This is a genomic window from Haloarcula sp. CBA1129, from assembly GCF_008729015.1.
Classification (GTDB): domain Archaea; phylum Halobacteriota; class Halobacteria; order Halobacteriales; family Haloarculaceae; genus Haloarcula.
Genome location: NZ_RKSM01000001.1, coordinates 320,757 through 346,110, shown reverse-complemented (window position 1 = coordinate 346,110; position 25,354 = coordinate 320,757). Strand labels below are relative to the sequence as shown.

At 63.1% G+C, this 25,354-nt stretch carries 29 protein-coding genes and 1 tRNA gene; 13 read left to right on the top strand and 17 right to left on the bottom strand.

The window, feature by feature from the left end:
* Positions 1–52: 52 nt before the first annotated feature.
* A complete protein-coding gene (gene bluB / locus Har1129_RS01725) occupies positions 53–724 on the bottom strand; it encodes a 5,6-dimethylbenzimidazole synthase (RefSeq protein WP_151099085.1) in 672 nt (223 codons plus the stop codon).
* Between the two features lie 170 nt (positions 725–894).
* Here bluB and Har1129_RS01720 point away from each other — a divergent pair, with 170 nt between their 5' ends.
* Positions 895–1,242 carry a hypothetical protein gene (locus Har1129_RS01720; protein ID WP_151099084.1) on the top strand — a complete coding sequence of 116 codons (348 nt, stop codon included), beginning with the start codon at positions 895–897 and terminating at the stop codon, positions 1,240–1,242.
* Positions 1,243–1,248: 6 nt separating this feature from the next.
* On the opposite strand, the gene dinB is transcribed toward Har1129_RS01720, so the two are convergent.
* Positions 1,249–2,610, bottom strand: a complete 1,362-nt coding sequence (dinB, locus tag Har1129_RS01715; protein ID WP_151099083.1) for a DNA polymerase IV — start codon at positions 2,608–2,610, stop codon at positions 1,249–1,251.
* A gap of 387 nt (positions 2,611–2,997) precedes the next feature.
* Here dinB and Har1129_RS01710 point away from each other — a divergent pair, with 387 nt between their 5' ends.
* On the top strand, positions 2,998–3,312 hold the full coding sequence (locus tag Har1129_RS01710) for a hypothetical protein (protein WP_151099082.1): 315 nt from the start codon (positions 2,998–3,000) through the stop codon (positions 3,310–3,312).
* Positions 3,313–3,508: 196 nt separating this feature from the next.
* Here Har1129_RS01710 and Har1129_RS01705 read toward each other — a convergent pair.
* The 3 genes from Har1129_RS01705 to Har1129_RS01695 form a co-directional block, all read right to left on the bottom strand.
* A tRNA-Gly gene (locus Har1129_RS01705) sits at positions 3,509–3,579 on the bottom strand.
* Positions 3,580–3,721: 142 nt separating this feature from the next.
* Positions 3,722–4,414, bottom strand: a complete 693-nt coding sequence (locus tag Har1129_RS01700; protein WP_151099081.1) for a class I SAM-dependent methyltransferase — start codon at positions 4,412–4,414, stop codon at positions 3,722–3,724.
* A 12-nt stretch (positions 4,415–4,426) separates the two neighbouring features.
* Positions 4,427–5,467, bottom strand: coding sequence for a tyrosine--tRNA ligase (locus Har1129_RS01695; protein ID WP_151099080.1), 1,041 nt, complete (start codon positions 5,465–5,467; stop codon positions 4,427–4,429).
* Positions 5,468–5,636: 169 nt separating this feature from the next.
* Here Har1129_RS01695 and Har1129_RS01690 point away from each other — a divergent pair, with 169 nt between their 5' ends.
* The 3 genes from Har1129_RS01690 (at position 5,637) to Har1129_RS01680 (ending at position 7,650) form a co-directional block, all read left to right on the top strand.
* Positions 5,637–6,071, top strand: a complete 435-nt coding sequence (locus tag Har1129_RS01690) for a hypothetical protein (protein WP_151099079.1) — start codon at positions 5,637–5,639, stop codon at positions 6,069–6,071.
* Positions 6,072–6,139: 68 nt separating this feature from the next.
* Complete coding sequence (gene asd / locus Har1129_RS01685) at positions 6,140–7,177, top strand: aspartate-semialdehyde dehydrogenase (protein WP_151099078.1); 1,038 nt, start codon at positions 6,140–6,142, stop codon at positions 7,175–7,177.
* Positions 7,178–7,269: 92 nt separating this feature from the next.
* Positions 7,270–7,650: a hypothetical protein gene (locus Har1129_RS01680; RefSeq protein ID WP_151099077.1), complete on the top strand. Its 381-nt coding sequence runs from the start codon at positions 7,270–7,272 to the stop codon at positions 7,648–7,650.
* Here Har1129_RS01680 and Har1129_RS01675 read toward each other — a convergent pair whose 3' ends face one another.
* Entirely contained in the window at positions 7,651–8,604 is a 954-nt protein-coding gene (locus Har1129_RS01675) for a D-2-hydroxyacid dehydrogenase (RefSeq protein WP_151099076.1), read from the bottom strand.
* 216 nt (positions 8,605–8,820) lie between these two features.
* Here Har1129_RS01675 and Har1129_RS01670 point away from each other — a divergent pair, with 216 nt between their 5' ends.
* From Har1129_RS01670 to Har1129_RS01660, 3 genes are all read left to right on the top strand, one after another.
* Complete coding sequence (locus Har1129_RS01670) at positions 8,821–9,342, top strand: response regulator transcription factor (RefSeq protein WP_151099075.1); 522 nt, start codon at positions 8,821–8,823, stop codon at positions 9,340–9,342.
* A 96-nt stretch (positions 9,343–9,438) separates the two neighbouring features.
* Positions 9,439–10,797 (top strand): NAD(P)/FAD-dependent oxidoreductase, encoded by a 1,359-nt coding sequence (locus tag Har1129_RS01665; RefSeq protein ID WP_151099074.1) that lies wholly within the window; start codon positions 9,439–9,441, stop codon positions 10,795–10,797.
* Between the two features lie 368 nt (positions 10,798–11,165).
* A complete protein-coding gene (locus tag Har1129_RS01660; RefSeq protein ID WP_151099073.1) occupies positions 11,166–12,161 on the top strand; it encodes an arsenic resistance protein in 996 nt (331 codons plus the stop codon).
* A gap of 71 nt (positions 12,162–12,232) precedes the next feature.
* On the opposite strand, the gene Har1129_RS01655 is transcribed toward Har1129_RS01660, so the two are convergent.
* Together Har1129_RS01655 and Har1129_RS01650 are read right to left on the bottom strand one after the other, a co-directional pair.
* Entirely contained in the window at positions 12,233–13,099 is an 867-nt protein-coding gene (locus Har1129_RS01655) for a CPBP family intramembrane glutamic endopeptidase (protein ID WP_151099072.1), read from the bottom strand.
* Between the two features lie 72 nt (positions 13,100–13,171).
* Positions 13,172–13,720, bottom strand: coding sequence for a DUF1684 domain-containing protein (locus Har1129_RS01650; protein WP_151099071.1), 549 nt, complete (start codon positions 13,718–13,720; stop codon positions 13,172–13,174).
* 127 nt (positions 13,721–13,847) lie between these two features.
* Here Har1129_RS01650 and Har1129_RS01645 point away from each other — a divergent pair, with 127 nt between their 5' ends.
* A complete protein-coding gene (locus Har1129_RS01645) occupies positions 13,848–14,507 on the top strand; it encodes a DnaJ domain-containing protein (RefSeq protein WP_151099070.1) in 660 nt (219 codons plus the stop codon).
* A gap of 73 nt (positions 14,508–14,580) precedes the next feature.
* Here Har1129_RS01645 and Har1129_RS01640 read toward each other — a convergent pair whose 3' ends face one another.
* Complete coding sequence (locus Har1129_RS01640; RefSeq protein WP_151099069.1) at positions 14,581–15,435, bottom strand: UbiA family prenyltransferase; 855 nt, start codon at positions 15,433–15,435, stop codon at positions 14,581–14,583.
* A gap of 52 nt (positions 15,436–15,487) precedes the next feature.
* The gene (locus Har1129_RS01635; RefSeq protein ID WP_151099068.1) at positions 15,488–15,859 is read right to left on the bottom strand and encodes a hypothetical protein; all 372 of its coding nucleotides are present in this window, start codon (positions 15,857–15,859) and stop codon (positions 15,488–15,490) included.
* Positions 15,860–15,990: 131 nt separating this feature from the next.
* Here Har1129_RS01635 and Har1129_RS01630 point away from each other — a divergent pair, with 131 nt between their 5' ends.
* Positions 15,991–16,386: an OsmC family protein gene (locus tag Har1129_RS01630; protein ID WP_050007744.1), complete on the top strand. Its 396-nt coding sequence runs from the start codon at positions 15,991–15,993 to the stop codon at positions 16,384–16,386.
* Positions 16,387–16,437: 51 nt separating this feature from the next.
* Here the strand turns inward: Har1129_RS01630 and Har1129_RS01625 are convergent, their stop codons facing one another.
* On the bottom strand, positions 16,438–17,721 hold the full coding sequence (locus Har1129_RS01625) for an FIST signal transduction protein (RefSeq protein WP_151099067.1): 1,284 nt from the start codon (positions 17,719–17,721) through the stop codon (positions 16,438–16,440).
* A gap of 174 nt (positions 17,722–17,895) precedes the next feature.
* Here Har1129_RS01625 and Har1129_RS01620 point away from each other — a divergent pair, with 174 nt between their 5' ends.
* Positions 17,896–18,345, top strand: coding sequence for a DUF5799 family protein (locus tag Har1129_RS01620; RefSeq protein ID WP_151099066.1), 450 nt, complete (start codon positions 17,896–17,898; stop codon positions 18,343–18,345).
* Here Har1129_RS01620 and Har1129_RS20355 read toward each other — a convergent pair.
* On the bottom strand, positions 18,342–18,515 hold the full coding sequence (locus tag Har1129_RS20355) for a hypothetical protein (RefSeq protein ID WP_191906201.1): 174 nt from the start codon (positions 18,513–18,515) through the stop codon (positions 18,342–18,344). The genes Har1129_RS01620 and Har1129_RS20355 overlap by 4 nt on opposite strands.
* Before the next feature lie 94 nt (positions 18,516–18,609).
* Here Har1129_RS20355 and Har1129_RS01615 point away from each other — a divergent pair, with 94 nt between their 5' ends.
* Both Har1129_RS01615 and Har1129_RS01610 read left to right on the top strand, forming a co-directional pair.
* The gene (locus tag Har1129_RS01615; RefSeq protein WP_004962592.1) at positions 18,610–19,392 is read left to right on the top strand and encodes a class I fructose-bisphosphate aldolase; all 783 of its coding nucleotides are present in this window, start codon (positions 18,610–18,612) and stop codon (positions 19,390–19,392) included.
* A gap of 3 nt (positions 19,393–19,395) precedes the next feature.
* Positions 19,396–20,523 (top strand): hypothetical protein, encoded by a 1,128-nt coding sequence (locus Har1129_RS01610; RefSeq protein ID WP_151099065.1) that lies wholly within the window; start codon positions 19,396–19,398, stop codon positions 20,521–20,523.
* Between the two features lie 53 nt (positions 20,524–20,576).
* On the opposite strand, the gene pfkB is transcribed toward Har1129_RS01610, so the two are convergent.
* The 5 genes from pfkB to Har1129_RS01585 all read right to left on the bottom strand — a co-directional run bounded on the left by pfkB (position 20,577) and on the right by Har1129_RS01585 (position 25,312).
* Positions 20,577–21,485, bottom strand: a complete 909-nt coding sequence (gene pfkB, locus Har1129_RS01605) for a 1-phosphofructokinase (RefSeq protein WP_151099064.1) — start codon at positions 21,483–21,485, stop codon at positions 20,577–20,579.
* Positions 21,482–22,243: an HTH-type transcriptional regulator GlpR gene (glpR, locus tag Har1129_RS01600; RefSeq protein ID WP_151099063.1), complete on the bottom strand. Its 762-nt coding sequence runs from the start codon at positions 22,241–22,243 to the stop codon at positions 21,482–21,484. The genes pfkB and glpR overlap by 4 nt, the downstream gene beginning before the upstream one ends.
* 88 nt (positions 22,244–22,331) lie before the next feature.
* Positions 22,332–23,315, bottom strand: coding sequence for an isocitrate/isopropylmalate dehydrogenase family protein (locus tag Har1129_RS01595; protein WP_151099062.1), 984 nt, complete (start codon positions 23,313–23,315; stop codon positions 22,332–22,334).
* 387 nt (positions 23,316–23,702) lie between these two features.
* Positions 23,703–24,464, bottom strand: coding sequence for a response regulator (locus Har1129_RS01590; RefSeq protein ID WP_151099061.1), 762 nt, complete (start codon positions 24,462–24,464; stop codon positions 23,703–23,705).
* Positions 24,465–24,571: 107 nt separating this feature from the next.
* Positions 24,572–25,312: a DUF6293 family protein gene (locus Har1129_RS01585; protein ID WP_151099060.1), complete on the bottom strand. Its 741-nt coding sequence runs from the start codon at positions 25,310–25,312 to the stop codon at positions 24,572–24,574.
* Positions 25,313–25,354: the final 42 nt, after the last annotated feature.

Sequence of the window (25,354 nt, the reverse complement as noted above, 5' to 3'; positions counted from 1 at the left end):
CAGGCTTCCATATCTCGTGTGGGATCGACCGGAGGTTCGGTCGCCGAAGCCGTTATGACTGCGTTTCGGGTGTCCGACTGGGGTCCCACTCGTCGTAGTGGATCAGTTCCGTTCTGTCGATGCGACGACGCCAGCCTTCCTGTTGCAGTACCGGTTCAGCGGGGAAGCCATCCGCTGGGTATCCGACACAGAGGTAGGCGACGGGCTGGACGTGGTGCGGAATGTTCAATACATCACGGAGTTCGTGGGGATACAGAAACGAGACCCAGCCGACACCGATACCCTCGGTACGGGCAGCGAGCCAGAGGTTTTGCACGGCAAGACACGTCGAATAGACGTCCATCCGCTGCATCGTGTTCCGGCCGAGAACGTGCGGTGCATCACGAGTAGGGTCACAGGTGACACAGATATTCACCGGGGCATCGGTTATCCCCTCCAGTTTCAGCTGGCCGAACTCTGATTTGCGCGGCTCTGTATAGCCTTCACGGGCGGCAGCTATCGCCCGTTCGGCAATCGACGCGACCGCTGATTTCGTCTGCTCATCCTCAATCACAACGAAGTCCCACGGTTGCGAGAACCCGACGCTGGGTGCGTTGTGTGCTGCATCCAGAATCCGTGCCAGTGCTTCCTCTGGAACGGGATCATCGACAAATCGCCTGATGTCCCGTCGCGAATAGATGGCCTTGTAGACAGCCTCGCGGTCGCGGGGTCCGAACTCAACCATATCTTCCATGATAAACGGCAGTTGTATACCGATTGTGCAGGCCAACGGATATCCCCGAGACTGAGAGATGCGGTTGCAAGACAGACCGTGATCATTGCCAGTCGGTTCGAGGTGGGGCAACGGCTATTGTGATGGCATACTTTGACACAGTCGTTCGGTGGGGGCTGTCCATGGACAGATACGAGACGTTCGTCGAGGACGAGGTTGTGTACGTCGGGAGTGACGACGGCCCGCTGGAGGTGGCGCCGCTCGACGACATCGTCGCGGCCGCCGGCGGCCCGGCGTGGACAATCACCTACTCCGAAGCTGAGAAGGAGCGGTACGCCGGCATGGACACCAGCGACGAGGGGCTGGTGGTCGACGTGGTCGACATGTTACACGCGATGACCCACAGCCAGCGGTTCGTCGACACGCTGGCCGCGCATCCAACAGAAGTCCCAGCCGACGACACCATCTCGCCGCGGGCCGGCCTGTTCGTCGGGAAACTGCTGGAGAATTTGGAACACGGCGTCGCCTGAACACCGTCAGAAATCCGCAAGCGTGGTCTGGCCGGGCGGGAGCGAACCGCGGCTGTCGCCAGTGTCTGGCCCGCTGTTCACTGCGTCTCCAGCACTCTCGGTTCCCACGTCGTTTTCCGCGAACGTTTCAAGCTCGACCTGTCCCGCATCGTCCGGGCTGTCAGCCGTCACTGCGTCAGTGCCGGCGAGAGAGGGGTCGGCCGTCTCCTCGGTGCCGGTATCGTCGCCGAACCTATCCAGATTGGCCTGCTCACCGGCCGAAAAGTCCAGATTCGAGACTCGGACCCCGACCTTCCGAACCGGGTCGGCATCGAACTCGGCAAGCAGGTCTAACGCGACGCGCCTGATCAGTTCGGGCTCTTCGACTGGCCCGGGGAGCGAGCGAGCGCGCGTGTTCACGTCGAATGGCGGCATCACGACCTTGATACCGATGGTCTGGTAGCGCGCGCCCTTCCGACGGGCGCGGTCGGCAACAGCGTCGGCGAGCGTGCGGACTTGCCGACACTTGGCCTCCGAGTCAGTCGTTGCCTCGGTGAACGCAGACTCCCGTGAGAGGCTTTTTGGGTCGCCTTTCGGTGTCACCGACCGCTCGTCCTCGCCACGAGCGTAGCGGCGTATCTCGCGGCCGCGCTCGCCGAAGCGCTCGGCCAGCAGCTCCGGGTCGGCGGCCGCCAAGTCCCCCGCGGTTCCGATATCGAGTGTATCGAGCTCTCTGGCGGTGACCGGGCCGACGCCGTGGACATCCTCGACCGGGAGGTCGGCGAAGAACTCCCGGACTGTTCCGGGTTCGACGACGACCAGCCCGTCCGGCTTGTCGCGGTCGCTTGCCACCTTCGCGGCGCTCATCGTCGGCGCGACGCCGACACTCGCGACCACGCCGACATCCGACTCGATGGTGTCTTTCAGGTCCTGTGCCCACGACTCGACGGTTTCCCAAGAGACACGCTCGGTGACATCCAGATACGCCTCGTCGATGCTCACTTCGCGAACGACAGCCGCTTCCGCGTGGAGGATTTCCCGGACGTCCGCGGCGACGGACTCGTAGAATCCCATGTCCACCGGGCGGTAGAACCCCGCGTCCTCGACGTCTAAGTCCGGGTCCTCGACGGCCTCGACTTTGCGAGGGAGTCGGTCCAGCGCCTCGGAGATAGCCATCGCGGATTCGACGCCGTACGCCCGCGCCTCGTAGCTCGCTGTCGCGACGGCCCCGTGGGTCGCGCCGCTCTCGTAGCCCATGCCCACGACGAGCGGTTCGCCTCTGAGTGCCGGCTCCCGCCGCTGTTCGCAAGCGGCGTAGAAGCAATCCATATCGACGTGCGCGACTATCTGCTCGGGTCCGCTGGTCCCAGGGAGCCGCGCGGCGTCCATACCCGACGCTACGCGTACTTGCAGAAAACCCCACCGGCCCTCACCGAGGCTATCAGGTCAAGAGGGCAGGTGTGTCGAAAACAGCTCGGAAAACGGGAGCAGGGAAAGTGGTGGGGGTGGGGTGTCAGATGCTCCGTGTGCTGTTGGTTTCAAAGCGATACGTGGCCGGTGGAGTGGCCATGCTCCACCAGCGGTTTGTCGTCCGCCGATGCCAATCCCGGATGGTACGACGGTCGTTCCCGCCGGGAGCGTAGGAAGCTCCATGTTAACAAAAGGCACGATGGTACTTCAATGTTGGCTGAAGTGATTTACAACTCACACTTCTCCCACGTCCCGGCTGCGCCCCACTCGAAACGCTTTCAGCCCGCTCCCCATGACTGCGACGTAATGACGGAACTGACGGATTCACTGCCGGACAGACCGCTCTCTACGAGCGAGATTTCGGCCCTCGAAACTCAGCACGACGACTACGGGTTCGCACCGGTCGGGTTCTTCCCCGATCTGGATGTAGTGGCCGCATTCGTCGTTATCATCAACGGCGACCGTGGCTACAGCCTCGGTTACGACCGCGACGGCGACGGCTGGGTCGTCGTCGAGTCCTTCGAGGACGGCGAGGACTTCGCCGGCGTCACCGACCGCCTGCAAGAGTGGATGGGCGACGACTGGCAAGAGTTCGACCAGACCGCCGTCGAACCGGAGTGAGGGGTTGGTCACTGAGGCGGCTGGAAGACCTCGTCGGATGGTAAAGCGACCGCTACCGCCTCAACTGGCCGTTTTTACTGCGGTAAAATGCGGCGACCGGGATTTGAACCCGATGGCGAGACTCGTTTCACTCGTCTCGCGTGATTCAAATCCCTAGATAGCGAATTCGCTGCTCGCGGATTTGCTCGCAGTAAAATGCGGCGACCGGGATTTGAACCCGGGCCATGAGCTTGGAAGGCTCAGGTCCTACCACTAGACCACCGCCGCGCTCTCACTCCGTTCGCGCGCGGCGTCGTTCGCAAATCCGAGGGATTTGCTCACCACCGCCGCTCACCCGTGGGAAGGTGACGAGTCATCTGACTCGCGTTCCGCCCGAGTGCGAACGTACACGTCCATAGATGGAAGGCAATTAAGTGCGTTTCCCTTCTGGCTCGACAACCCCGTAACAGTTGCCGCTTGACAGCTCCACCGAGACGAGTCGGAGGTCGCTGTCGGCGACATCACGCTCGAATTCGGCCGGCGCGTAGATATGGTAGAACCGCGGGACCGTCTCGCCGCCGGGGAGCGTCCAGTCGACGGTCGTGTCGAAGCCTTCGTCCGCGTCAGGGTCGGCGTCGAAGCTATCGTGGGCCGTGCTCCACGCGCTGACCAGCGCCCGGGCGTCCGGCGCGAGCACGCGGGCCAGTTCGTCCAGACTGGCGCGGCGTGCAGATCGAGACGGGAGGTGATGCAGCGTCGCGACGTACACCGCGAGGTCGACGGCCCCGGCAGCGAGCGGGAGTCGGGTCGCGTCGCCCTGCAGCAACGCGACGCTGTCGCCGACGCGGTCGGTCGCCGCCTGCAGGAGCGCGCGGCTGGCGTCGAGACCGACGACGGTGTCGGCCACGGCCGCGAGCAGTTCCGAATGGCGGCCGTTGCCACAGCCGATATCGAGCGCCGTCCCAACGCGGTCTGACTCCTCGACGAACGATTCGACCTCCGGCCAAGCGTACTCGCGGGTCTTCGAGAAGTGGTCGCCGATGTCCTCGTAGGTCCGGCGGACGGCGGCCCGCGATGGCTCGCCGTCTGTATCACTGCCGGCGGTTGGGTCAGGGGACGGCATCGGTCGACCGCGTCACTCCGCGCCGTACTTCTCGGGGTAGGCCTCGGCGAGTAGCGCTTCCTCGTCGGCCAGTCGCTCCCGAACCGGGTCGATGACCTCCGAGATAGCGCCCGCGGCGGACGGCTTCAGGTCGGCCGGGTGGAGGTCGCCGCTGACGAAGTCCGATTCGACCTCGTCGTAGCTCTCGTAGGTCAGGTCGCCGCCATATTCTTCGGGGCGCTCGACGACGAACGATTCGCCGCGAACATCCAGAATCGGGAAGACGAGGTGGTTGAGGTACTCCAGCACGCCGTTTTCCTCGACCTCGCCGGCCGGACAGTACGCCTGATTGATCTTCTCGTCGACCTCGTCGGGGCTGTCGGTGAGATTGACCTTCGACGCTTCGTCGGAGGCGCTCATCTTGCCGCCCGAGAGGCCAGAGAGGAGCGGTGCGAACAGACAGATCGGCGACTCGCCGCCGTGGTCGGGGAGAATTTCGCGGGAGAGCATGTAGATGCCGCGCTGGTCGACGCCGCCGTAGGCGATGTCAGCATCGAGCGCCTTCACGTCGAGCGTCTGCATCAACGGATAGATGAGCCCGCCGAGGTTCGGGCTCTCTGACTCGCGGACGACCTCGCTGGCCGCGCGCTGGGTGCGCGAGATGGTCGTCTCGGCGGCCATCCGGTACATCTCCAGTGTGTACTCCTCGTCGAGCTGGAAGTCGGTCCCGCGGACGAAGGTTACGTCCTCGGGGTCCGCGCCAGCCGCTTCAATCATGCCCTCGATGGCCGTCTCGTAGTAGGCCGAGCGGGCATCGAGCAGGTCGAAGGGTGATTTGTTGTCGTCGAGGTGGGCGTGCAGGTCGGCGATGAGGACCGTCACGTCGACGCCGGCCCGCAGGAAGTCCGCGAGCTTCCGCATCGTCGTGAAGTGGCCGATGTGCATCTCGCCGGTCGGCGCGTAGCCGATGTACGCCGACGGGTCGCCGTCCTCGAACAACGTCCGCAGTTCCTCCTCGGTGACGACCTCTGTGGTGTGTCGTGTCACCAAATCGAGTCGCTCGGCGGTATCCATACCGATGTGTGGCCGGTCCGGTGATTAAAACGTTCCTGTCCGGTGTGACGGACTGTCGAGGTGGGCCATACTGTTTTATCACAGCAGGGCACAGTCGGGGGTAGCTGTCGCCCCTGTTGGAGCCGTCTGACGCCGATGGGTCCAAATACGCGCAGTCCAATACCCGCGCATGTACACGGGGAAAACGGAGAAGGCCTGCTGTCTGTGTGGGAATCCGGACACCGAGACCCGTCTGGACCTGCCGCCGCGGGCGGTCCCGCTGCTGAAACACGCCGACCCCATCGCATGGCAGGACATCGTCGGCGAGGTGTCTATCTACTTCTGTGGCTCCGACTGGGAGACGGTTCGCGATCTCGTGTTAGAGACCGGAATGAGCCCGCTGTCCCGGTGTAACGCCGCCCGCGCCTCTTTCGACCTCCGCGAGGACTTCGAGGCACTGCTGAATGATATCCGAGACGAGCCGGACCATACGGAAATCGAAGCCGAAATGCGCGCTGAGGCCGCGGAAACGCTGGCGAACCGCGACGACCCGTACGTCGAGGAACGGGACCTCGTGGAGGCCCGCGTCATCGAGTGGGTGTTCGAGGACACCGAGAGTGAGTAATCCTACGAGGGCAGTGGTATGACTCCGTATCCAAACTGTTTTGCCCACCCACAGCCGTGTGTCAACCGATGACTGTACGCGTAGGTGTACTCGGTGCGACTGGCGCAGTCGGGCAGCGACTTATCCAACTGCTTGACCCCCACCCCGAGTTCGAAATCGCCGCACTGACAGCCAGCGACGAAAGCGCTGGCGAGACATACAAGGACGCCGCCAAGTGGCGCGTCAACTCCCCGATCCCAGAGGACGTGGCCGGGCTGGAGGTCCGTGCTACCGAGCCGGACTCGGTACCCGACGACGTCGATCTCATCTTCTCTTCGCTCCCGTCGAGTGTCGGGGCGGAGGTCGAACCGGAGTTCTGTGCGGCCGGCTACACTGTCTCCTCGAACTCCTCGAACGGTCGGATGGACGAAGATGTGCCGCTTGTTATCCCGGAAGTCAACGCCGACCACGTCGACCTGCTCGAGGTCCAGCGGGACGAACGGGGCTGGGACGGCGCGCTCTTGAAGAACCCGAACTGTTCGACGATTACGATGGTCCCGCCGCTGGCCGCTCTCGACCGCGAGTTCGACCTGACCGACGTGCGCGTCTCGACGCTACAGGCCGTCTCCGGCGCGGGCTACTCCGGCGTCTCGTCGATGGAGATCATCGACAACGCCATCCCGCACATCGGCGGCGAGGAGCAGAAGATGGAGAGCGAATCGCGCAAACTGCTCGGTTCCTTCGACGGCGCGGAGGTCCACCTCAACGAGATGGACGTGGCCGCGTCCTGTAACCGCATCCCGACGCTCGATGGCCACCTAGAGAACGTCTGGGCCGACACAGCCGAGGACATCTCCACGGCTGATGCCGAGGCCGCAATGGAATCTGTCAGCGGTGTCGACCTGCCGTCCTCGCCGGAGAACCTCATCACAGTGTTCGAGGAACCCGACCGCCCACAGCCGCGACTCGACCGCAACATCGAAGACGGCATGGGCGTCGCTGTCGGCGGGTTCCGCGAGACGACCGACGGCGTCCAGTTCAACTGCCTCGCGCACAACACGATGCGCGGCGCGGCGGGCGCGAGCGTGCTGAACGGCGAACTGCTTGACAAGCGCGGCTATCTGTAGCGGTCGCAGACGTCGAGCGCCGTTCTTCCGCGTCGCACGAGAACTGCTAGACAGTCCGATATTTTTTCACGGCCAGACGCGACTTCCGGCATATGGTCTCCCGCGATACGAAGCTTCAGATCGGGGTGGTGAGCGTGGTCATTGTCGTATCAGTGCTCCGTCCATTCGTATTTCCGCTCGGACGGCTCGGCTCAGTCGCGTTCTTTGCAGGCACAAACTTCGTCATGTTCGGTGGTGTACACCTGTATCTAGCTCTTGTGGATGATAGTGAGACCATTCCAGTTGCGGCCCGGTGGCGGTACGTCGGAATTGCGGCAATGGTAGCCGTGGTTGCTTTCCTGCAAGAGATTGCTGGGCAAACCAGTCTCGGGAGCGTCACGCTCAAGCAACTACTGGGTGGTACGCTCGCTCTGGCAGTGGTGATCTACTTCCTGTATGAGGTACGGGACGGCTATCTCGCCAGCCGACAGTGACTAGAGGTCGATCTGGTTTCTGAGCCCGTCCCACTCGCCGGTCCGCTCGGCCTGCCGGACGTTTTCCGCCACGATGTCGGCCAGTCGCTCGTAGTAGCTCGGCGTGTGGCCGGCGTTGTGTGGCGTGATGAGGACGTTCTCGAAGTCCCACAGCGGGTGGTCGCCGGGCAGCGGTTCGGGGTCAGTCACGTCCAGCGCCGCGCCATCGATGTGGTTGCGCTGGAGCGCACTGACCAGCGCGTCCGTATCGACGACCGGGCCGCGAGCAACGTTCGTGAGGACTGCATCAGGACGCATCGTCCGGAAGACTTCCTCGTCGATGAGATGGCGCGTCTCCTCGGTGAGCGGGCAGGCGAGGCCGACGTACTCCGTGTCGGCGACCGCTTCGTGAATCTCGTCAAAGCCGTACACCTCGTCGGTCGGGCCGCCTTTCTCCGGCGAATAGCGGACGCCAACGGTCTCCACGTCGAACCCTTGAACGCGGCTGACGATGGCCTCCCCGATCTCGCCGAGGCCAACGACGCAGACACGGCTGCCGGCAAAGTCGTCGGTGTGGAACGACTGCCAGACGTTGTTGCGCTGGTGTCGGCGGGCGGTAAAGAACCCGCGAGCGAAGGCGAGCCACGACCCGACGACGTTCTCAGCGACGTTCGGGCCGTGGACGCCGGAGGCCGTCGTGAGTGCGATATCCCGGTCCGCAAGCTCCGAGAGTGGGAGGTGGTCGTAGCCAGCGTATGTTCCTGCAAACAACTGTAGCGAGTCGGCAGTGTCGACCAGTTCCGGTGAGACATCGTTGCCGGTCAGGACTGTCGCGCCCGCAATCAAGTCCCGCTCAGCCTCTGGCGTCTCCGCGACGGCGATGTTTTTCTCGGGTAGTCGTTCCCGGAGCGCGGACACATACTGGTCGACTGGCATTCCGTGAACGTCGTAGCGCATCACGACGATGTCGGCCATTGAACCCCTCCTGTGGCGTGCGGAACCATACCGGCTGTTCCACGCGGGGGCCTCAAAACGGTGCCGGCAGTCCGTTGACCGCACGCCGGTGAAATTGTTAGTACTTAACCACTTAGAGAACGCCGGAATTACCAGTCTAGATTAGTAAAATTTGTACTAATAGTATACCGATATCTTAGCATATTTGTAGGATGACTAACGTAGCATTTCGAAGGCATGGGGAGACCGACGAGCGTTGCGGTGATCGATGACGATAAGGACTATAGACAGCTCTACAAACTCTGGCTTCCGGAGGAATACGAGATTATAGAGGCCGGTGACGGCCGTACGGGGTTACAGCGGATCGACGACTCAATCGATGCGGTACTGCTGGACCGACAGATGCCGGAACTGGGCGGCGAAACCGTCGCCGAAAGACTCAGACAGCGGTCAGTAACCCCTGCAGTCGTAATGATTAGTAGCGTCAAACCGGACGTGGATATTCTGGACATTCCCGTCGATTCGTATCTCAGAAAGCCCGCCGACCGAGATACCCTGTTGTCGGTACTCTCGGCAGTTCGTCGCCGGTGCGAGTACGGAACGAACCGTCGAGAACTACTGGGGCTTGCCGACCGCCGGGCAACGGTCGCTGACGCAGTTCGGGCGACAGCGCTCGCGGAGAGCGACGCGTACCAGCGGGCCGTCGAACGGCTGGAACAGCACGACGTATCACTCGCCGATGCAGTGTCCGAACCGTAGCGCGCAGTGCGTTCCAGTGTAGTCAGATGAGGGCATCAGACCGTAGATTCGGTGCAAGACAATAGGTTTTAGCGGGCGCGGGACGCCGTAGCGGGTATGGAACACGTAGACGTCGCCATTGTGGGTGGTGGCCCGGCCGGGTCGTCGGCGGCCGAGGCTGCGGCCGACCACGGGGCCGACGCCGTCCTCCTCGAAAAGGGGGTTCCCAGAGCCGACCGTGAGGGGACGGGACCGGACTCGACGGATGCCGCCGGACTGCTCGATTACTGGTTCGACATCATGGGCATTCCTCGGTCGGAGTTCCCCGAAGACGTGGTGTTGAGCGAACTCGACGGGGCGAAGTTCTACGGCCCCTCGACAGAGATGACGCTCACGGAGACCGGTATCAGTTCCAGCGCCGACGGCTTCGGCATCACGTTTCATCGAGCGCGGTTCGACGACTGGCTGCGCGAGCGGGCGACGGAAGCGGGTGCGGACTACCGCGTCGGCGTCAGCGTCACCGGCGTCGAAACCGATCTGCGGAGTTCGCCGCGACACACTGTTCGACTGGCCAACGGCGAGGACATCGCCGCCGAGTACGTGGTTCTCGCCGACGGCCCACAGCGGACTATCACCGGGGGCACGCTCGACCAGTTCCTCCCGGCCGGACAGACGATGGCCGACATCATGCCGTCGAACAAGGTGAACCACATCGCCTATCAGGAGCATCGCCGGATGCCCGAGGAACTGTTCACGCCGGAGTTCATCGAGTTCTGGTGGGGCATTATGCCCGGCCATACGGCCTACCCGTGGATTTTCCCGAACGACGCCCCGGTCGCCCGGATCGGTCTGACGATGCCCATCGGACTGGACATCGACGCGTACGACCGCAGCGAGTGGGACCTGCTCAAAGCAAGCGACGACAGCATCCCACAGGGCCGGGAGTACATCGAGCGACTGCTCGAACGGGAGTTTCAGGCGTACGACCTTGAGGACTTCCCGCTCGTCGAGGACCGCGGCAAAGCGAAGGGCACGGAGACGTATCCCATCTCCTCGACGCGGCCGATAGAATCCCCGGTCGATGCTGGAATCGCCGTGGTCGGCGGGGCAATGGGGACCACCTCAGCGTTCCACGAGGGCGGCGACCATGTCGCCGTTCGCACCGGGCGCATCGCCGGTCGCCTCGCCGCGACCGACCGACTCGAACGGTACAACGACGCTTGGCACGACGCCATCGGCGACGAAATTCTCCGGAACGTCACCTTCGCGGACATGGTTCGGGACTGGGGACCCAGCGACTGGGACCGGGCTTTCACCACCGCCAACGACCTGATGGACGCCCGAGGAATCAAGGCCGATGCGGCGCTCCGTGGCGGCTTCAACGGCATCAAGATGGTTCTCTCTTACAAGTGGGGGAAGTTCTCCTACCGCAACGGCAAGTACGTCCAACTGCGTGAGGACGACTACGCCATCTGAACGTCACCCTTAGGTGTGCGACCGGCGAACTACGGATGCGTGCCTTCAATCCCCGGCTGAGGCCCGTCACCGGGACGATGACGATCCGGAGAACCCGGGCACGCGACATGACCGCGGTTCACACCGCATCTGGTCGTCATTCGACGACCCGCCCGGCACGAGGGTTTGCCGGCTGACGTGGCACACCGCCGAGGATGATGCCGGACGTTAGTGTTCCGGGCGATATTTCGACTTCTGTGAGCGACAGCTAAGTACGTTGCATCACACGGAGACTGTATACAGATGGCGCGTGATCGCTCGTCGTTGGTACTGGTCGGGGCGGAAGCAATCGGCCGCCGTTTGAACAGCCGTGTACACACCGTAATGGAATGAACAGACTCTCTAAGGAGTGGGTTCAGTACAATCAGGTCAGCCTGTACGCTGTCGCCGTCCTCCTTGCGGTCGGAGTCGGCCTTGGACGGCCGAGTGCAGGGACCACGCTGGAGGCACTCATCAATCCTGTGTTGGCGGTGTTGCTGTACGTCACGTTCTTGGAGATTCCGTTCGTCCGCATCCGACAGGCGTTCCGGAACAGGCAGTTCATGCTGGCCGCGCTGGGGATGAATTTCCTGATCGTTCCGGGGGTGGTGTTCGGGCTCACGCGGTTCCTGCCACGGGAGCCAGCGATTCTCGTCGGCGTGTTCATGGTGCTTCTGACGCCGTGTATCGACTACGTCATTACGTTCACCGAACTCGCCGACGGCGACGCCGAACAGATCACGGCCGCGACGCCGGCACTGATGCTCGTCCAGTTGCTCTTGCTCCCGTTGTATCTCTGGCTGTTCATGGGGCGGGTCGCCGAGTTCATCGAGGCCGGGCCGTTCATCGAAGCGTTCGTCGTCATCATCGCCTTGCCGCTGACGCTAGCGTGGGGGACCGAACTCTGGGCGGACCGGTCACGGCGGGGTGAGCAGTGTCAGCAGGCGATGGGGTGGCTCCCAGTGCCGATGATGGGTGCGACGCTGTTCGTCGTTATCGCTTCGCAACTCCCGCGTGTGCGGGACTCCATCGATCAGATCGCTGCGGTCGTGCCGGTGTACGTGGCGTTCCTCCTCATCATGCCGGTGCTCGGGCGGGCTGTCGCCGGGCTCCTCGGGATGGAACCCGGCACGAGCCGGGCGCTCGTGTTCACATCCGTCACGCGGAACTCGCTCGTGATGCTCCCGCTGGCGCTCGCCTTGCCGTCCGGGTATGGGCTCGCGCCGGCCGTCGTCGTCACGCAGACGCTCGTCGAACTGTCCGGGATGGTCGTCCTCACGCGGGTCGTTCCTGAATGGCTAGTGCCGGACGAGTCGGCGGGGGCCTCGGGTCCGACCACGAGATAGGGATGGGCAGTCGGTGAAAGACTTCCAGACTGAGGCGAGGATTGTGTGCAAAATCTGGATCGGGAACGGCGTTACCCCAGAGTGAGGGTGCCCGCCGCAGACGAGAGTTCACCACTGAACTTCACGGTGACGTACAGGCCAGTAAACAGCGTGGCGTTGTACGCGCCGTGGATGAGTGACGGGACGACGATGTTATCCGTGTACTCGTAGGTCGCGCCGAGGATGAGCGACGGAATAAGGAGGGCACACACCCCGACAAGTTTCCCTGTGACCGACCCGCCGCTGAGGGCGGGGTAGTGAATGCTGGCGAAAATGACGCTTGCGATGGTGACGCCTGAAATAGGGCCGAAGTAGTCCCGGATACGGCCCTGAACGACGCCGCGGAACAGCAGTTCCTCGCCGGGGCCGATGAGGAGGAACGAGGCGGGAATCAACAGGAGGAGAACATCGGGGTTCTCCATCCCGATCTCCGCCGCCTGATTCGTTGCCGTTTCGATCCCGAACATCGAGACGAGCGTGGTAATGATGACGGCCACTACCACGAGCCCACACATCGCGCTGGCGTAGCCCAGAACAACGATGCCGGCCTCGCGGAAACTCGGCACAGAAGCACCGATAGTGAACGTTTCAGTGTCTGGCGGATACGAGATGAGTTCGCGGAGTTTCGATCTGATCACCGGCCTGAGCTTGATGTACGTGAAGGCGATAACCGGGCAGCCGATTCCCTGAACCGTTATCAGCCCAAGGACCAGCGTCTGTACTTGTGTTATCTGGACTCCTGCGACGAGTGATAGCGAAAAAGCGATCGTGAGCAGCAGTAGCGAGCCGAACAGGAGTCCTAGCCCCCCAAGCGAGAGCGCCGAAAAAAGCGTAAACCCGTACTGGAAGGCCTTCACCGCCATATGAAAGACTGGATCTTCCCGGGTATCAGTTGCCATACGCTATCTTGGTCGTGGCGATGTGTAAACAATTCGTTTGGTGTTGGTATCGTAACTGCCGGTAACTACGACTCAATCGGTTCGTTCCCCGGCCGTCACCGCGGTTTCGAGCCAGTTTGACTCCGGCGGGAGCGGGCAGGAGAAGGTGTCGCTGTAGGCACAGAACGGCGAGTACGCGAGGTTGAAATCCAGCGTGATTTCGTCGCCGTCGCTCAGGTCGCGGTCGGGCTCCAGTTCCATGTACCGGCCGCCGTCGTAGCTCTGCTGGCCGGTCGTCTTGTCCCGGAACGGGACAAAGAGCGTCCGCGACTCGTCGGCGGCCTGTCGGAACGCGCGCAGTTCGCGGGACTCGCCGTCGAGGTCGAACGACAGCGTCGCGACGTGGAGATAGCGAACCGTTCGGTCGTCGCTCGTCTCCAGATCGACCGATCCCGGCGTCTCGTGAACAGTAACCGTTGCCTCGACCCGATACTCGGGGTCCGGCTCGAAATAGCTGAGCCCGTCGAAGTCGTCGCGGTCCTCCGGCGGAATCGGAGATTGGCGATGTTCCGCGAAGAAGCGGTCTTTCTCGTCCCGGTTCGCTTGCAACTGCGTCGCCCAGTTCTCTGTATCGTCGTCCATACAGGGACGGTGGTGGCCACGCAGTTTCAGTCCGGCGACTCGGCAACAGACGGGCGATATCGCGAACTGAGGGAGTGGATATTTTATTATACGTCTAGTTCCACTTGATAAACACACAGGGGTGTGTATGGAAGCGACGTTCTACGGTATTCTGGGCGTTGACCCAGATGCCACCGAAGAGACGATAGTCCGCGCCTACCGGGAGCAGACGAAGGCACATCACCCGGACGTGAGTGACGACCCCGACGCGGGAGAACGGTTCAAACGCCTCACGCAGGCGAAAAACGTGCTCACGGACGAGGCCGAGCGAGAGCGATATGACCAGCTCGGCCACGACGCATACGTCAACAGGCACGTCGACGGCGGCGCGGACAGAGGAACAGCCACGGGCGGTGTCAGTGACATCGCACAGCAGTATGTCGACCAACGGGCCGACACAGAGACAGCGGGCGAGGCAGGGGCGAAAGCGACACAGCGGCCCACTCAGACCCGCGGCGGAAGTACAGGCTACGGGACTGCCGCGGAGTACTACAAACCCGGCCAGCGAGTCCGGCCGACACAGTCGACAGGAGTCGAGACAGTGCTCGGTTCGCTCCGCCGCGTCGGACCGTGGCTGTTTGTCCATCTGGCGCTGCTTGTCTGTACGACCATTGCCGCCGCACTGCTCGCAGTCGGTGGCCTCACTGGGAACCTCCCGCCGGTCGTCGCCGGTGTCATGGCTGTCTCGATGGTGACGATTTCGCTGGTCGTCTCTGCGACTCACGTCCTCACACACGTTTCGGGCTGACAACGAGGAGCGGGTCGAGCCATAGCAGTTTCGAACGGCCAGTGGACCAGCGACTGGCAGAACAGCCACAGCCTCACGCTAGCGGCCGGAACCAGACGGCGGTAACGAGGACGGCCAACAGGAGATACGACCCGCGAATCAAAAGCATCGTCGCGGTTTCAGGGTCGCCTCGCTGGGCGATAGCCACAACCGTCCCGAAGACGAGTGCAGCCGCCGCGGCACTCGGCGGGATGCCGGGCAATGCCACGGACAGCCCCACGATTCCGAGAAGGCCCGCTGCGAACAGGCCGAGCGCGAGCCGCCGGGCGCGTTGATGGCCCAGTACGACGGCGACGGTCCGTTTCTGTATCGACCGGTCGTAGTCGTAGTCCTGCTCGTCGTCGATAATCTTGATGCCAGTCAGTAACAGGAGAAATACGGCCGCGAGACCGACGGCACGCGGCGTCAGCGTCATCGCCTGAGCGTAGTAGCCACCCAGCAGCGCCAGCGCGATACCCGTCGGATAGCCCATCGTCGCACCGACGGGATTCATATCCAGTTGCGGCGCGTGGGTGTAGCCGATACCCCAAGTCGGAACCGTCAGCAGCGCCGCAACGGGACCGACCAGCACCCAGATGCCCGCCGTACAGAGCGCGAAGCCGATGCCGGCACCGACCAGCGCCATCCGACAGCCCGAACCGGTGAGGGGATGATCGTCATCCTCGCCGCGGACGTGGAAATCGACGTAGCCGTCCTTGACGTGGGCCGTGTAGACCGCGAAGAACATCGCGCCCGCGTGGAGCGCGGCCACCGGCGGCCAGAATCCCCCGGAGAGCAACCCACCGAACAACGAGGTCGCTAGCGGCGGCAACATAAACACCGGATGGATCTGAGAAGCAAGGGCACTCACGGCCGCGAGCGGACCGGTCTCGTGTCGGGCGACTGCCATACGAACTCAAGGCACGGCTGTGGCAAAAAGCCACGTCCACGTTGGTTCGGTACTACCGCCAGTTCGACCGGTCCAGCACGAACCCAGAGATATGTGAGGCCAGTTCTCTGGCAGCCTGTTCGGTGTCCGCATGGAGTTCACCGGACACCGGGCCAGCCTCGCCGCCGACGCCCTCCGTCTCCGAAATCGGGTCCGTCGTCGTCGGATACGGTCGGCGAGACCGGACACGGTCCCGGAGCGCCTGAACGGTGGCGTCTGTGAGCTCGTAGGACAGATGCTGGAGGTCGTACCGGACAATGAACCCCCGCGTCGCGTCCCGGACGGCGAGGACTGGGTGTCCTCGGTCCCGACAGCGCTCCCAGATTTCGCGCTGGTGTTCCCGCGTGGCGTACACCGGCACGTTCGACGGTGCGAGGTGTTCCATTGCCGGTACATACGGACTGGAAGTGTATTATCCTTCGGCAGATGGACACACCGCTGTCCGACTACTCTGGGCACGACCGAGATGCCATGCAGGAAACGTTTAGAGGGAGGGCTGTGACCCTCCAGAGTGCTATGGCAGACATTGAAGTCGAAAGCACGTGCGAAGAGGGCTACACAGTAGAGAGCGTCATCAACGGTGAGTGGGAACTCATCGTCGACGCGTTGAGCGAGAACGGACCGTCGCCGAACGAGGTGCTGGCCGCCGACTACGCCTCCTGTTACATCCCGGCGCTGCGTGTTGCCGCCGACAAGTACGGCCACGAAGACATCGGCAGCGTCGACGTCGAGGTCGCCGCAGGTCTCGACGAGGACGACGATCTGGAGTATATCGACTTCCACGTCGAGGTCGAGGAGTCACTTGCCGACGAAGAGCAGGACATCGTGGAACTCGCCGAGGACATCTGTCACGTCCACTCGGCGCTGCAGGACGAGCTACACGCCGAAATCACTATCGAGTCCGGCGTCTGAGCGGCAGAACGGAGAAGGCGTTATTTTTCGCCGGCAGCAGTCCTGTAGTCGTCACTCCGGGAACAGCAGGATGACTGAGGACGTGTTATGATAGCCAGTGTAATCCTCGTCGGCCGAACAGACTTCACCGTAGGTTTCGAAGCCGGCGAAGGGCGCGTCGATAGCGCTGTGAATCGTGTCGACGGCGTCATCGAAGTCGTCGCCGAGAATCATCGCACGGCAGGCGCAGTCGTACACGAACCCACCCGCCACGCTGCCGCCGCGGAGTTCATTGACGGCGTTGGTCGCGGCGTTCCGGACCGCATACACCTGATCGGATTTATTACTGTGTGTCACCCGCACTTCCGTCCCTTCGGAGACGGTGACGGCGAAATCCAGTGGCCCTTCGGTGTCGGTTGTGTGACCCGGCCATCGGATGTTGTATCCCTGCGTCGAGATGAGCTTGCTCTCGATGAAGGTCTTGATTCGGGAAGCGAGTCCGTCCGCATCCGCGTCCGGCTCCGACTCGATACCGAGTTCGTAGCGGCCGAGCAGCATGACGAGGTCCTCAGACCCTGCTTCCAGCTCGTCGACATCGATATCGTATGTCTCCATCGCATCCGCTCGAATCGCGTCCCGCCAAGCCTCGAAGGCAGGTCTGCCGTCGAGTTCGTACACGGTGCTTCCCTCTGCTCGGGTTACCGTCATCGCCTCGGAGATCGGTTCGTGGCCGTGGTTGACTGTCACTGGAAGCGGGTCCTCTGAGGCAATGAGCGCGAGGACGACGGCGTCCGTCTTGACGCGGTCGTTCCGGAAGACGTGGGTCTGCTGTAACTGGAGGTCGTCACCCGCAGACCCGCCGACGACCGGCGTCTCCTCGTCGTCGAGGTACTGTTCGGTGAGTCGAGTGACCTTGTTTCCGATGCCGGCCATGCCGTCGTGGAGGTTGATGATCGTTCGGTGCGGATACCCATCGACAGCAGGGTCCTCGCTCGCAGGGAGATCATGAACGGCTTCGAACAGGCAGCGCTCGGGATCGGCGCTGAGTTCCGTCGAAAGGCTGGAGAAGAACCGCATCGAGTCCGACGAAACGACGCCGACTGTGACAGTTCCGTTCCCCGAGCCCGTTTCAGTGAACTCGCCGGAGGACGAACAGCCCACAATCTCGGTATCTGAACCGACGACACTTCGAGCACCCCACAGCACCGCCTCGTAATCGTATGTCGGGGAGCAGAAAATCTGACAGAAGTCCGGTTCGCTGGCCGAGATGGCGTCCATGGCTTCCCGTATAGCGTCCATAGCTGCGGCATCACCAGAGTCCCCCGTCGCCTGCCCTGTCCCAAGCTCAGTAGTCATTGAGATACAAGTATATCGTGAGCTAACTTAACATATTGGAACCGTTTTGAAGACAATACGACGTGGGAGTGGGGCAGTCAGAGACGTGACGAGCGCCCGGAAACGGTGCTTTTTACCGTAGAACACCGCACGAAGCGGGAAACGCTCATACCGCCGGCCCGCAAACACCAGTCCATGAGCGATTCAAACTGGACCGACCGCATCGCCGGCGAACGGATGGCGGTCGACCAGCGGTTCAACGAACAGGTCAAAGCGTCGTCGTTCTCCAGCCAGCAGTGGGGGCTGGTGATGACTGCCGTCGAGTTCGAGATCGAGAATCCGGGCGACCCCGACGCTGCGCGCATCGTCGCCGATACGTCGAAGCTCTCCAGCGTCATGCCGGAGATGGAACGAGTCGCAAATCAGGGGCCGATGGGCGGTCCCGGCGGGGACAGCGGTAGCTCCGGGGGCGGCCTCCTCTCGGGCGTCAAGGACGCGCTCGGACTGAGTGGGTCCGGCGGCGGTGGCAACAAGCAACAGGAAGAGGAAGCGGCACAGCTCGCGCAGGCGTACGCTGAGCAGCTACAGGAGAAATTGGAGTCAAACGGGCGCTGGAAGTCCGTCTGTGAGCAGGCCCAGGGTTAGTACTCGTCGCCGTCGTGGAACAGCGTCAGCTCCTCGGCTTCGTCGATGTTGATGAGCGCCGTCACGACGTCGTCGGACGATTCGTCCTCGACGTGGAGATCGCGAAACGGTCGACTGGTTCGGCGTCCAGTTCCACGGCTGGCATAGCCGAACCTTTCACTGGAACACACTTACTTCCCGCTCTCGCTCAAAAACGAACGCGAACAGTAGTAACAAATCAGAACCGAAAACGGTTAATGGTCGTTCTCGGTAGAAACACCACACATGCGACCACTGGGTGACTCACCGCTCGTACGGAACGACAAGACGCTCGTGCTGGCCCACGACCACGGGCTGGAACACGGTCCTAAGCAGTTCAGCGGCGTCGAGGAGCGCCTCGACCCCCGCGAAGTGTTCGAGATGGCGACCCACGATGCCGTGACGGCTCTGGCTGTCGGGAAGGGTCTCGCCGAGACGTACTACCCGAGCTACGAGGACGACGTGAACCTGCTGGCGAAGCTCAATGGCGGCTCGGACCTCTGGATGGGCGACCCGTACTCGCCCCAGAACTGGTCGGTCGACTACGCGGCCGAACTCGGTGCCGACGCCATCGGCTACACCGTCTATCCGGGCGTCAACCGCGAGACCGACATGTTCGAGGACTTCCGCCCGGTCCAAGAGAACGCACGGGACCACGACCTTCCCATCGCGATGTGGTCGTACCCGCGCGGGCAGGCTATCAAGGAGCACCGGAGTCCGTCGACCATCGCCTACGCGGCCCGCATCGGTCTGGAGTTGGGTGCTGATTTCACGAAGGTCAAGTATCCGCGGGACAAGGAAGCGATGGCCCACGCCGTCCGCTCGGCGGCCGACAACCGCGTCCTGCTCTCGGGCGGCTCGAAGACCTCCGACCGGGACTTCCTCGAACTCGTCGAGGACTGCATGGACGTCGGCGTCGCCGGCCTCGCCGTCGGCCGCAACGTCTGGCAGCGCGATGACCCCTACGACATTCTGGACAAGCTCGAAGGCGTCATCTTCGAGGACGCGACAGCCGACGACGTCCTGTAGGCCATGGACGAGGAGACGCGCCGAGCCGTCGCCGCAGCGGACGAAGCGTTGCCCGCCAGCGGTGCGCTTCCCGACGCTATCGACACGGGCCGGGTCGTCTTCGGCTTCGATGGCTACCTCGACCGCGTCCGAGAGATCGTCGCGGACCGTATCGACCCCGAGAGCCACGAGCGCCTCGCCACGCTGGAAGGCTTTGGCGACCGCATCGACCGCTCCGTCGCCGCTGAAAGCTCCCTCTCCTTCGAGTGGCTCCAGCAGGGGAACCGGACCGGCGGCCACACCAGCCACCTCGCCCGGGCCTTCGGCGGCTGGTCGTTCGACCCGGTGATGGTCGGGATGTACGGCGACCCAGTCCGCGACGCCTTCGAGAGGGAGTTCGGCGACTACGAACTCCATTCGCTGGGCGAACCCGGCGTCACCGACGCCGTCGAGTTCGACGACGGGAAGCTGATGCTCACCGAGATCGGCGACACGATGTCGCTGGACTGGGCCGAACTCGACGCGACCTTCGGCCACGACCGACTGGCCGAGAAGCTTGACGGTGCGAGCCTGTTAGGGACCGGCTACTGGTCGGAGACGCCGGACCTGCCGTCCATCTTCGACGGTCTGGGGTCTCTCTGGAGCGACATCGACGACCCGCCGGAGACGGTGCTCGTCGACCCCGGCGACGTGCGAAAGCTCGACGCCGACCGCCTGCGCGCCGGCCGGGAGGCCATCGGCCGGCTGGACGAGGTGACCGACGTGGTGGTCTCTTCGAACCGGGCCGAAACAGGCGTTCTGGCGGACGCCTACGCCGGCGAGGCCGAGCGGTCCTTCGCCGAGGACGCCGAGGCGGTGTTTGAGGCACTGTCGCCGACGTGGTTCGTCGGCCACGGCGTCGAACGCTCGGTCGTCGTCACCGCCGACGGAACCGACAGCGTGGCTGTCCCCGCCGTCTCGGACCCGGAGCTGACGACCAGTTCCGGCGACCACTTCAACGCCGGGCTGGGCCTCGCTCGCATCGCCGGCCTCCCGCCGGCGGCCGCCGTCGTCGTCGGCAACGCCGTCGCCGGCTACTTCGTCCGGACCGCCGACCAGCCGTCGCTGACCGACGTACGCGCGTTCGTCGACGACTACCTCGAAAAGTTCTGACCGGCCCGAGCTATCTCGGGTTCCTCTATTTCTGGGAAAAGAGTTTCCAGTCGCTACAGCCGCCGCACCGTCACGCCGTCTCGGAGCGAGTCGATGTCATCTAAGTCGGGGACGGCCGTGCCGGCCCGCTGGACGACCTGCGCGGAGACGGCCACGCCGGTCCGCAGCGCCGTCTCGTCGTCCGCCCCAGCCTCCCAAGCACTCAACACGCCTGAGAGGAGCGCGTCGCCAGCGCCGACGGTGTCGACCACGTCGATGTCGAGCGCTTCCGCGTACAGTCGGCCCGCATCGCCAACGAGAACTGCACCGTCCGCACCGAGAGAAGCCAGAACGCGGTCGAAACCATGCTCTCGGAACGTGTCTGCCGCGTCTGCACATCCCTCGACGGAGGAGACATCGGCCCCGGTCGCGTCGCCGAGTTCGGCCCGGTTCGGTTTACAGAGTCCGTACTGGGCGTCGAGTTCTCGGAGGACATCGCCACCGGTGTCGACGACGGTTTCCCAGTCGCCGCCGGCCGCGATACGGTCGATGGCCTCGGGGGACAGCCCCGGCGGCAGGCTCCCACCGACGAGCACGCGGTCGGGGTCCTGCGCTCGCACCTGTTCGAGCAGCGAGTCGACGACCGACTCGTCGACGGTTGGCCCGGCCTGATTCAGTTTGTACTCCTCGGCGGCTGCGATAGCAGTGGTGTTGAGCCGGGTCGTTCCGTCCACCTCTACAAAGGCCGTCTCGACGCCGTCGTCCTCCAGCGTATCTCGGATGAACGAGCCGGTGAACCCACCTAGCAGTCCCGTCGCAACACAGGGCCGGTCCATGGCGGTGAACAACTGCGCCGCATTGATGCCTTTCCCACCGGCGTCAAATTGCGCTTTGTCGGCCCGCATGACGCGGTCGGGAGCCATCTGCTCATCGAACTGGATCGTTTGGTCGACTGCGGGGTTGTAGGTGACGGTGACAATCATGTGCTGACCTCTTCGATATCTACGTCTGCATCCGCGAGTGCCGTGGCGAGCGCCCCTGACGGGCTGGCGTCGCTGACGAGCAGGTCGACCTGATCCAGATCGGCGAAGGTGACGAAGCTCCGGTCGCCGAACTTCGACGCGTCGGCGACTAGCACGACACGGCGAGCGCGCTCGACCATCAGTTCCTTGACGGCCGCCTCGTCCTCGTTGGGCGTCGACAGCCCGGCGGCGCTGTCGAGCGCGTTCGTCCCCAGAAACAGCAGATCGAAGTTCATTCGTCCGATAGCGCGCTCGGCCATCGGGCCGACGAGCGCGCGGGTCCGCGGTCGGAGGCTCCCACCGGTGAGTTTGGCATCGACATCTCGCTCGGCCATTTCGATGGCGAGCTGTGGCATATTCGTCGCCGCGACGTAGTCAGTGTCCGGAATCGCGCGAGCGACTTCCATCGTCGTCGAGCCCGCATCGAAACAGACCACGTGCCCTTCGCGGACTTCCTGTGCGGCTCGCTCGCCGATGGCTTGTTTCTCCGCGTAGTGGTCGACCTCACGCTGACCATACGGTCGCTCCGTTCCGGCAGAGGATGCCGGCACTGCGCCGCCGTGGGACCGCTCGATTCGGCCTTGTGACTCGAGGTCCCGGAGATCGCGGCGTATCGTCGCCTTCGAAAACTCCAGTTCCGCGGCCAGCTCCGACACTGAACAGCCGTCTCGCTCTGTCACCAACTGGACGATAGTGCGCTTTCGCTCGGCCGGGAGCATTCTTTCGGCTGTGATTGTTTCGCTTCGGTTTTACCTCTTTCTATTGGACTATGCTTGTTTCTGACGGGATAGGGCGAGAGAAAACCGGTTACAGCTCGTCGACGACAGCCGCAGTCACGTCCTCAGTGGATGCGTTGCCGTCCAGATCCGGCGTCCGGGGCCCCGAGTCGAGCACGGCCTCGACGGCCGACCGGACGGCGTCGCCCTGCTCGTCGTACCCGAGGTGGTCGAGCAACATCGCGGCGGAGAGAATCATCGCCGACGGATTGGCGATGCCCTCGCCGGCGATGTCCGGCGCGGAGCCGTGGACCGGCTCGAACAGCGCGTTGTCCTCGCCGATATTAGCCGACGGCAGCAGACCGAGGCCGCCGACGAGGCCCGCGGCGAGGTCCGAGAGCATATCACCGGCGAGGTTCGGACAGATGACGACACCGTAATCCTGCGGGTTCATCACGAGGTGCATCGCGAGCGCGTCCATGAGCGCGGTGTCGTAGGTCGCGTCCCGGTCCTCACCGACCGCCGACGCCGCATCGAGGAACAGGCCGTCGGTGGTGCGCATGACATTGGCCTTGTGAGCGATAGTTACGTCGTCGTAGCCGTTCTGTTTCGCATAGCTGAACCCGTATTCGGCGATCTTCTCGGAGGCTTCCTCCGTGATGACTCGCGTACAGGTAGTGACACCCTCGGCGATCTCGCTCTCGATGCCTTTGTAGACACCCTCAGTGTTCTCCCGGATGAACACGATATCCGTGTCGGGCTGGACGGCGTCGAGACCGGGGTAGGATCGGGCCGGACGGACGTTTGCGAACGAACCGACGACCTGCCGGAGCGGCAGAATAACGTCGGCCGCCGTCTCGCCGGCCGCGCCGAACAGCGTCGCGTCGGCGTCGGCCGCCAAGTCGCGCGTCTTCTGGGGGAGCGCCTCGCCGGTTTCCGCCTTCACCGCGTCGCCGGCCTCGCCCTCGACGAAGTCGAAGTCGACAGCGTCGATGGCCGAAAGGACTTCGACCGCGGCGGGTGTGACCTCCTGTCCGATTCCGTCGCCGGGAATAACGGCTATCTCGTGAGTCATAGCGGGAGGCACGTAGCCGGCTGGTGAAAGTGGTTCGGTTCCGGCGTATCAGGCTCACAGATATTCGTCGCACCAGCGGCGCTCCAGATGTGGATGGCAGGTCGTTCTCGCGGATCGAAAACACGGAAACCGGCGTTCGGAGGCGGAAACGGACCACGGTCAGGGGATGGCACGGGCGACCAGCGGACGATGTGAGCGTGTGGAGGGCCGAAGCGAACCGGGGGTGATTGCTGGCGACCCGTGCGCGACTATTCGTAGTGGAGGTGAGTATGTAGGCTCTATCTTGATACTATCTATACTATCTATACTATCAATACTACAGGTACTATCGGTCAACACTGACGAGCAGAAACGGTCGGTAGATGCTTGTGATAAATCGGCCGCGGGCTATCGATACACCATCGCCTGCGCGACCTTCTCGCCGCGGTAGTAGCCGGGTGCGGTGGCAATCGTCGCCTCCTTCACTTCATCTGTGACGGTTATCACGCGGTACTCTTTTTCCGGAACGGAAACGTCGTCACGAATCAACTGCTGGAACCGTTCTCTGGCTGTGTCCCGCTCGTCAGGGTGGAGAAAGTCACTTGCTTTCTTGCCCGCGATTTCGGCGAACGAGTCTGCATCGAGAAACGCCACGGCTGCCTCATTGGCGTACAGAGCCTCCCAGTTACGGTCGAAGAGGAGGATCGGAATCGGCGCAGTGTCGACGAGGTTGTGGTACCGGTCCTCCGTGCGCTGGACCGCGGTTTCGGCCCGAGTGCTCCGGACCGCGTTCCGGATTCGGTTTGCCAGCACCGTGTACTGCTCCGTCCCGACCCCCTTCTGGAGGTAGTCGGTGACGCCAGCGGATATCGCTTGGCTCGCAATCTCCTCTGACCCCTTCCCTGTGAACAGAATAAACGGCAGGTCCGGGTAGTCGTCCCGTACCAACTCCAGTAACTCCAGCCCGTCTCTGTCGGGCATATCGTAGTCGCTGACGACGCACTCGATGGACTCGTTCCGGAGCACTGTCAGCGCGTCGTCGACGCTCGTGGCTGTCCTCACCGAGAACGCGGCGTCCTCCCGTTCCAGAAACTCCGCGACGATTTCGCCGAAATCTGGTTCGTCGTCGACGTGGAGTACAGTGACGCTGTCTATCGAGAAGTGGCTCATGTGGGGCGTTGCCCAAGTGCATCTGAATAGCGTCTGAAACTACGAAAACGTTTGGTTCTATTTTATGCGTGCCGTGAGCTGCTGGGTCACAAGAACCGCGGGCCAGCTCAGAGCCTGTGTCGGAACGCGTGGAGGGCGTTTTCGCCGGTGTCTGTCAGCTCTATCTGTTTTGTCCGGCCGATGTTGCTGACCGTAATGTACTCGTCCTCGGCCAGCGGGTCGACGATGTTTGCGTTCAACAGCGCGAACTTCGCCTTCTCGTTTGCGGGGTCAGCGTCGGCAATGAACGAAAGCCCGGCGTCCTCTGCGAACTCGATAAGATCCGACTTCTTGGCGGTGTATGTGTCCGTGTTTGTTCGGTTGAGGTAATCAAGGACGGCGACCTGATCGCGGGAGATCGCTTCGATGGGGTACGACGGCAAGACCTCTGCGCGCTCCATCCCGCGAGTGAGCGGTTCCGCCGAAACCGACGGGACGTGTTCCTCGGGATGGACGTAATACGCCGTCGCCGCCGTCGCCATACACGCGATTGCGCTTCCGATAGCCGCTACCTTCGGCCCGCTGGAGACGTTGACACGCACGATATCCTCGGGATGGTCGGCGGTCAGTGTCGTGACGACCGCCAGCACATCATAGAGGTCGTGTAGCTCCGCACGGTGGAGTTCGACACTAACGCCGTTGTCATCCAGTTCTTCGACAAGTGCCTGCTGGTACGGCGTCAACCGTGACGGCTCCGTCGTCGCTGTGAGGAGGTACACGTCGTCAGCGTTGTGCTGGTGAATCGGCTCGGCGATCCGGTCGCGTTCGTGCCCCAGCGGCGCGATGTGTATCTCCCGAATCTGATCCATGCAAAGATGACGCGCCCCGCACAGCTATTGGTCTTACCATAT

Excerpts from the sequence above, each read along its gene's own strand:
- Har1129_RS01595 (WP_151099062.1), bottom strand. The coding sequence starts at position 23,315 with ATGACTCACGAGATAGCCGTTATTCCCGGCGACGGAATCGGACAGGAG.
- Har1129_RS01710 (WP_151099082.1), top strand. The coding sequence starts at position 2,998 with ATGACGGAACTGACGGATTCACTGCCGGACAGACCGCTCTCTACGAGC.
- Har1129_RS01625 (WP_151099067.1), bottom strand. The coding sequence starts at position 17,721 with ATGACTACTGAGCTTGGGACAGGGCAGGCGACGGGGGACTCTGGTGAT.
- Har1129_RS01680 (WP_151099077.1), top strand. The coding sequence starts at position 7,270 with ATGGTCTCCCGCGATACGAAGCTTCAGATCGGGGTGGTGAGCGTGGTC.
- Har1129_RS01615 (WP_004962592.1), top strand. The coding sequence starts at position 18,610 with ATGCGACCACTGGGTGACTCACCGCTCGTACGGAACGACAAGACGCTC.
- dinB (WP_151099083.1), bottom strand. The coding sequence starts at position 2,610 with ATGGACGCCGCGCGGCTCCCTGGGACCAGCGGACCCGAGCAGATAGTC.
- Har1129_RS01675 (WP_151099076.1), bottom strand. The coding sequence starts at position 8,604 with ATGGCCGACATCGTCGTGATGCGCTACGACGTTCACGGAATGCCAGTC.
- Har1129_RS01645 (WP_151099070.1), top strand. The coding sequence starts at position 13,848 with ATGGAAGCGACGTTCTACGGTATTCTGGGCGTTGACCCAGATGCCACC.
- Har1129_RS01700 (WP_151099081.1), bottom strand. The coding sequence starts at position 4,414 with ATGCCGTCCCCTGACCCAACCGCCGGCAGTGATACAGACGGCGAGCCA.
- asd (WP_151099078.1), top strand. The coding sequence starts at position 6,140 with ATGACTGTACGCGTAGGTGTACTCGGTGCGACTGGCGCAGTCGGGCAG.
- Har1129_RS01590 (WP_151099061.1), bottom strand. The coding sequence starts at position 24,464 with ATGAGCCACTTCTCGATAGACAGCGTCACTGTACTCCACGTCGACGAC.
- Har1129_RS01670 (WP_151099075.1), top strand. The coding sequence starts at position 8,821 with ATGGGGAGACCGACGAGCGTTGCGGTGATCGATGACGATAAGGACTAT.
- Har1129_RS01630 (WP_050007744.1), top strand. The coding sequence starts at position 15,991 with ATGGCAGACATTGAAGTCGAAAGCACGTGCGAAGAGGGCTACACAGTA.
- Har1129_RS01690 (WP_151099079.1), top strand. The coding sequence starts at position 5,637 with ATGTACACGGGGAAAACGGAGAAGGCCTGCTGTCTGTGTGGGAATCCG.
- Har1129_RS01660 (WP_151099073.1), top strand. The coding sequence starts at position 11,166 with ATGAACAGACTCTCTAAGGAGTGGGTTCAGTACAATCAGGTCAGCCTG.
- Har1129_RS01720 (WP_151099084.1), top strand. The coding sequence starts at position 895 with ATGGACAGATACGAGACGTTCGTCGAGGACGAGGTTGTGTACGTCGGG.
- Har1129_RS01640 (WP_151099069.1), bottom strand. The coding sequence starts at position 15,435 with ATGGCAGTCGCCCGACACGAGACCGGTCCGCTCGCGGCCGTGAGTGCC.
- Har1129_RS01620 (WP_151099066.1), top strand. The coding sequence starts at position 17,896 with ATGAGCGATTCAAACTGGACCGACCGCATCGCCGGCGAACGGATGGCG.
- Har1129_RS01610 (WP_151099065.1), top strand. The coding sequence starts at position 19,396 with ATGGACGAGGAGACGCGCCGAGCCGTCGCCGCAGCGGACGAAGCGTTG.
- Har1129_RS01635 (WP_151099068.1), bottom strand. The coding sequence starts at position 15,859 with ATGGAACACCTCGCACCGTCGAACGTGCCGGTGTACGCCACGCGGGAA.
- Har1129_RS01585 (WP_151099060.1), bottom strand. The coding sequence starts at position 25,312 with ATGGATCAGATTCGGGAGATACACATCGCGCCGCTGGGGCACGAACGC.
- Har1129_RS01665 (WP_151099074.1), top strand. The coding sequence starts at position 9,439 with ATGGAACACGTAGACGTCGCCATTGTGGGTGGTGGCCCGGCCGGGTCG.
- Har1129_RS01650 (WP_151099071.1), bottom strand. The coding sequence starts at position 13,720 with ATGGACGACGATACAGAGAACTGGGCGACGCAGTTGCAAGCGAACCGG.
- Har1129_RS01695 (WP_151099080.1), bottom strand. The coding sequence starts at position 5,467 with ATGGATACCGCCGAGCGACTCGATTTGGTGACACGACACACCACAGAG.
- Har1129_RS01655 (WP_151099072.1), bottom strand. The coding sequence starts at position 13,099 with ATGGCAACTGATACCCGGGAAGATCCAGTCTTTCATATGGCGGTGAAG.
- glpR (WP_151099063.1), bottom strand. The coding sequence starts at position 22,243 with ATGCTCCCGGCCGAGCGAAAGCGCACTATCGTCCAGTTGGTGACAGAG.
- pfkB (WP_151099064.1), bottom strand. The coding sequence starts at position 21,485 with ATGATTGTCACCGTCACCTACAACCCCGCAGTCGACCAAACGATCCAG.
- bluB (WP_151099085.1), bottom strand. The coding sequence starts at position 724 with ATGGTTGAGTTCGGACCCCGCGACCGCGAGGCTGTCTACAAGGCCATC.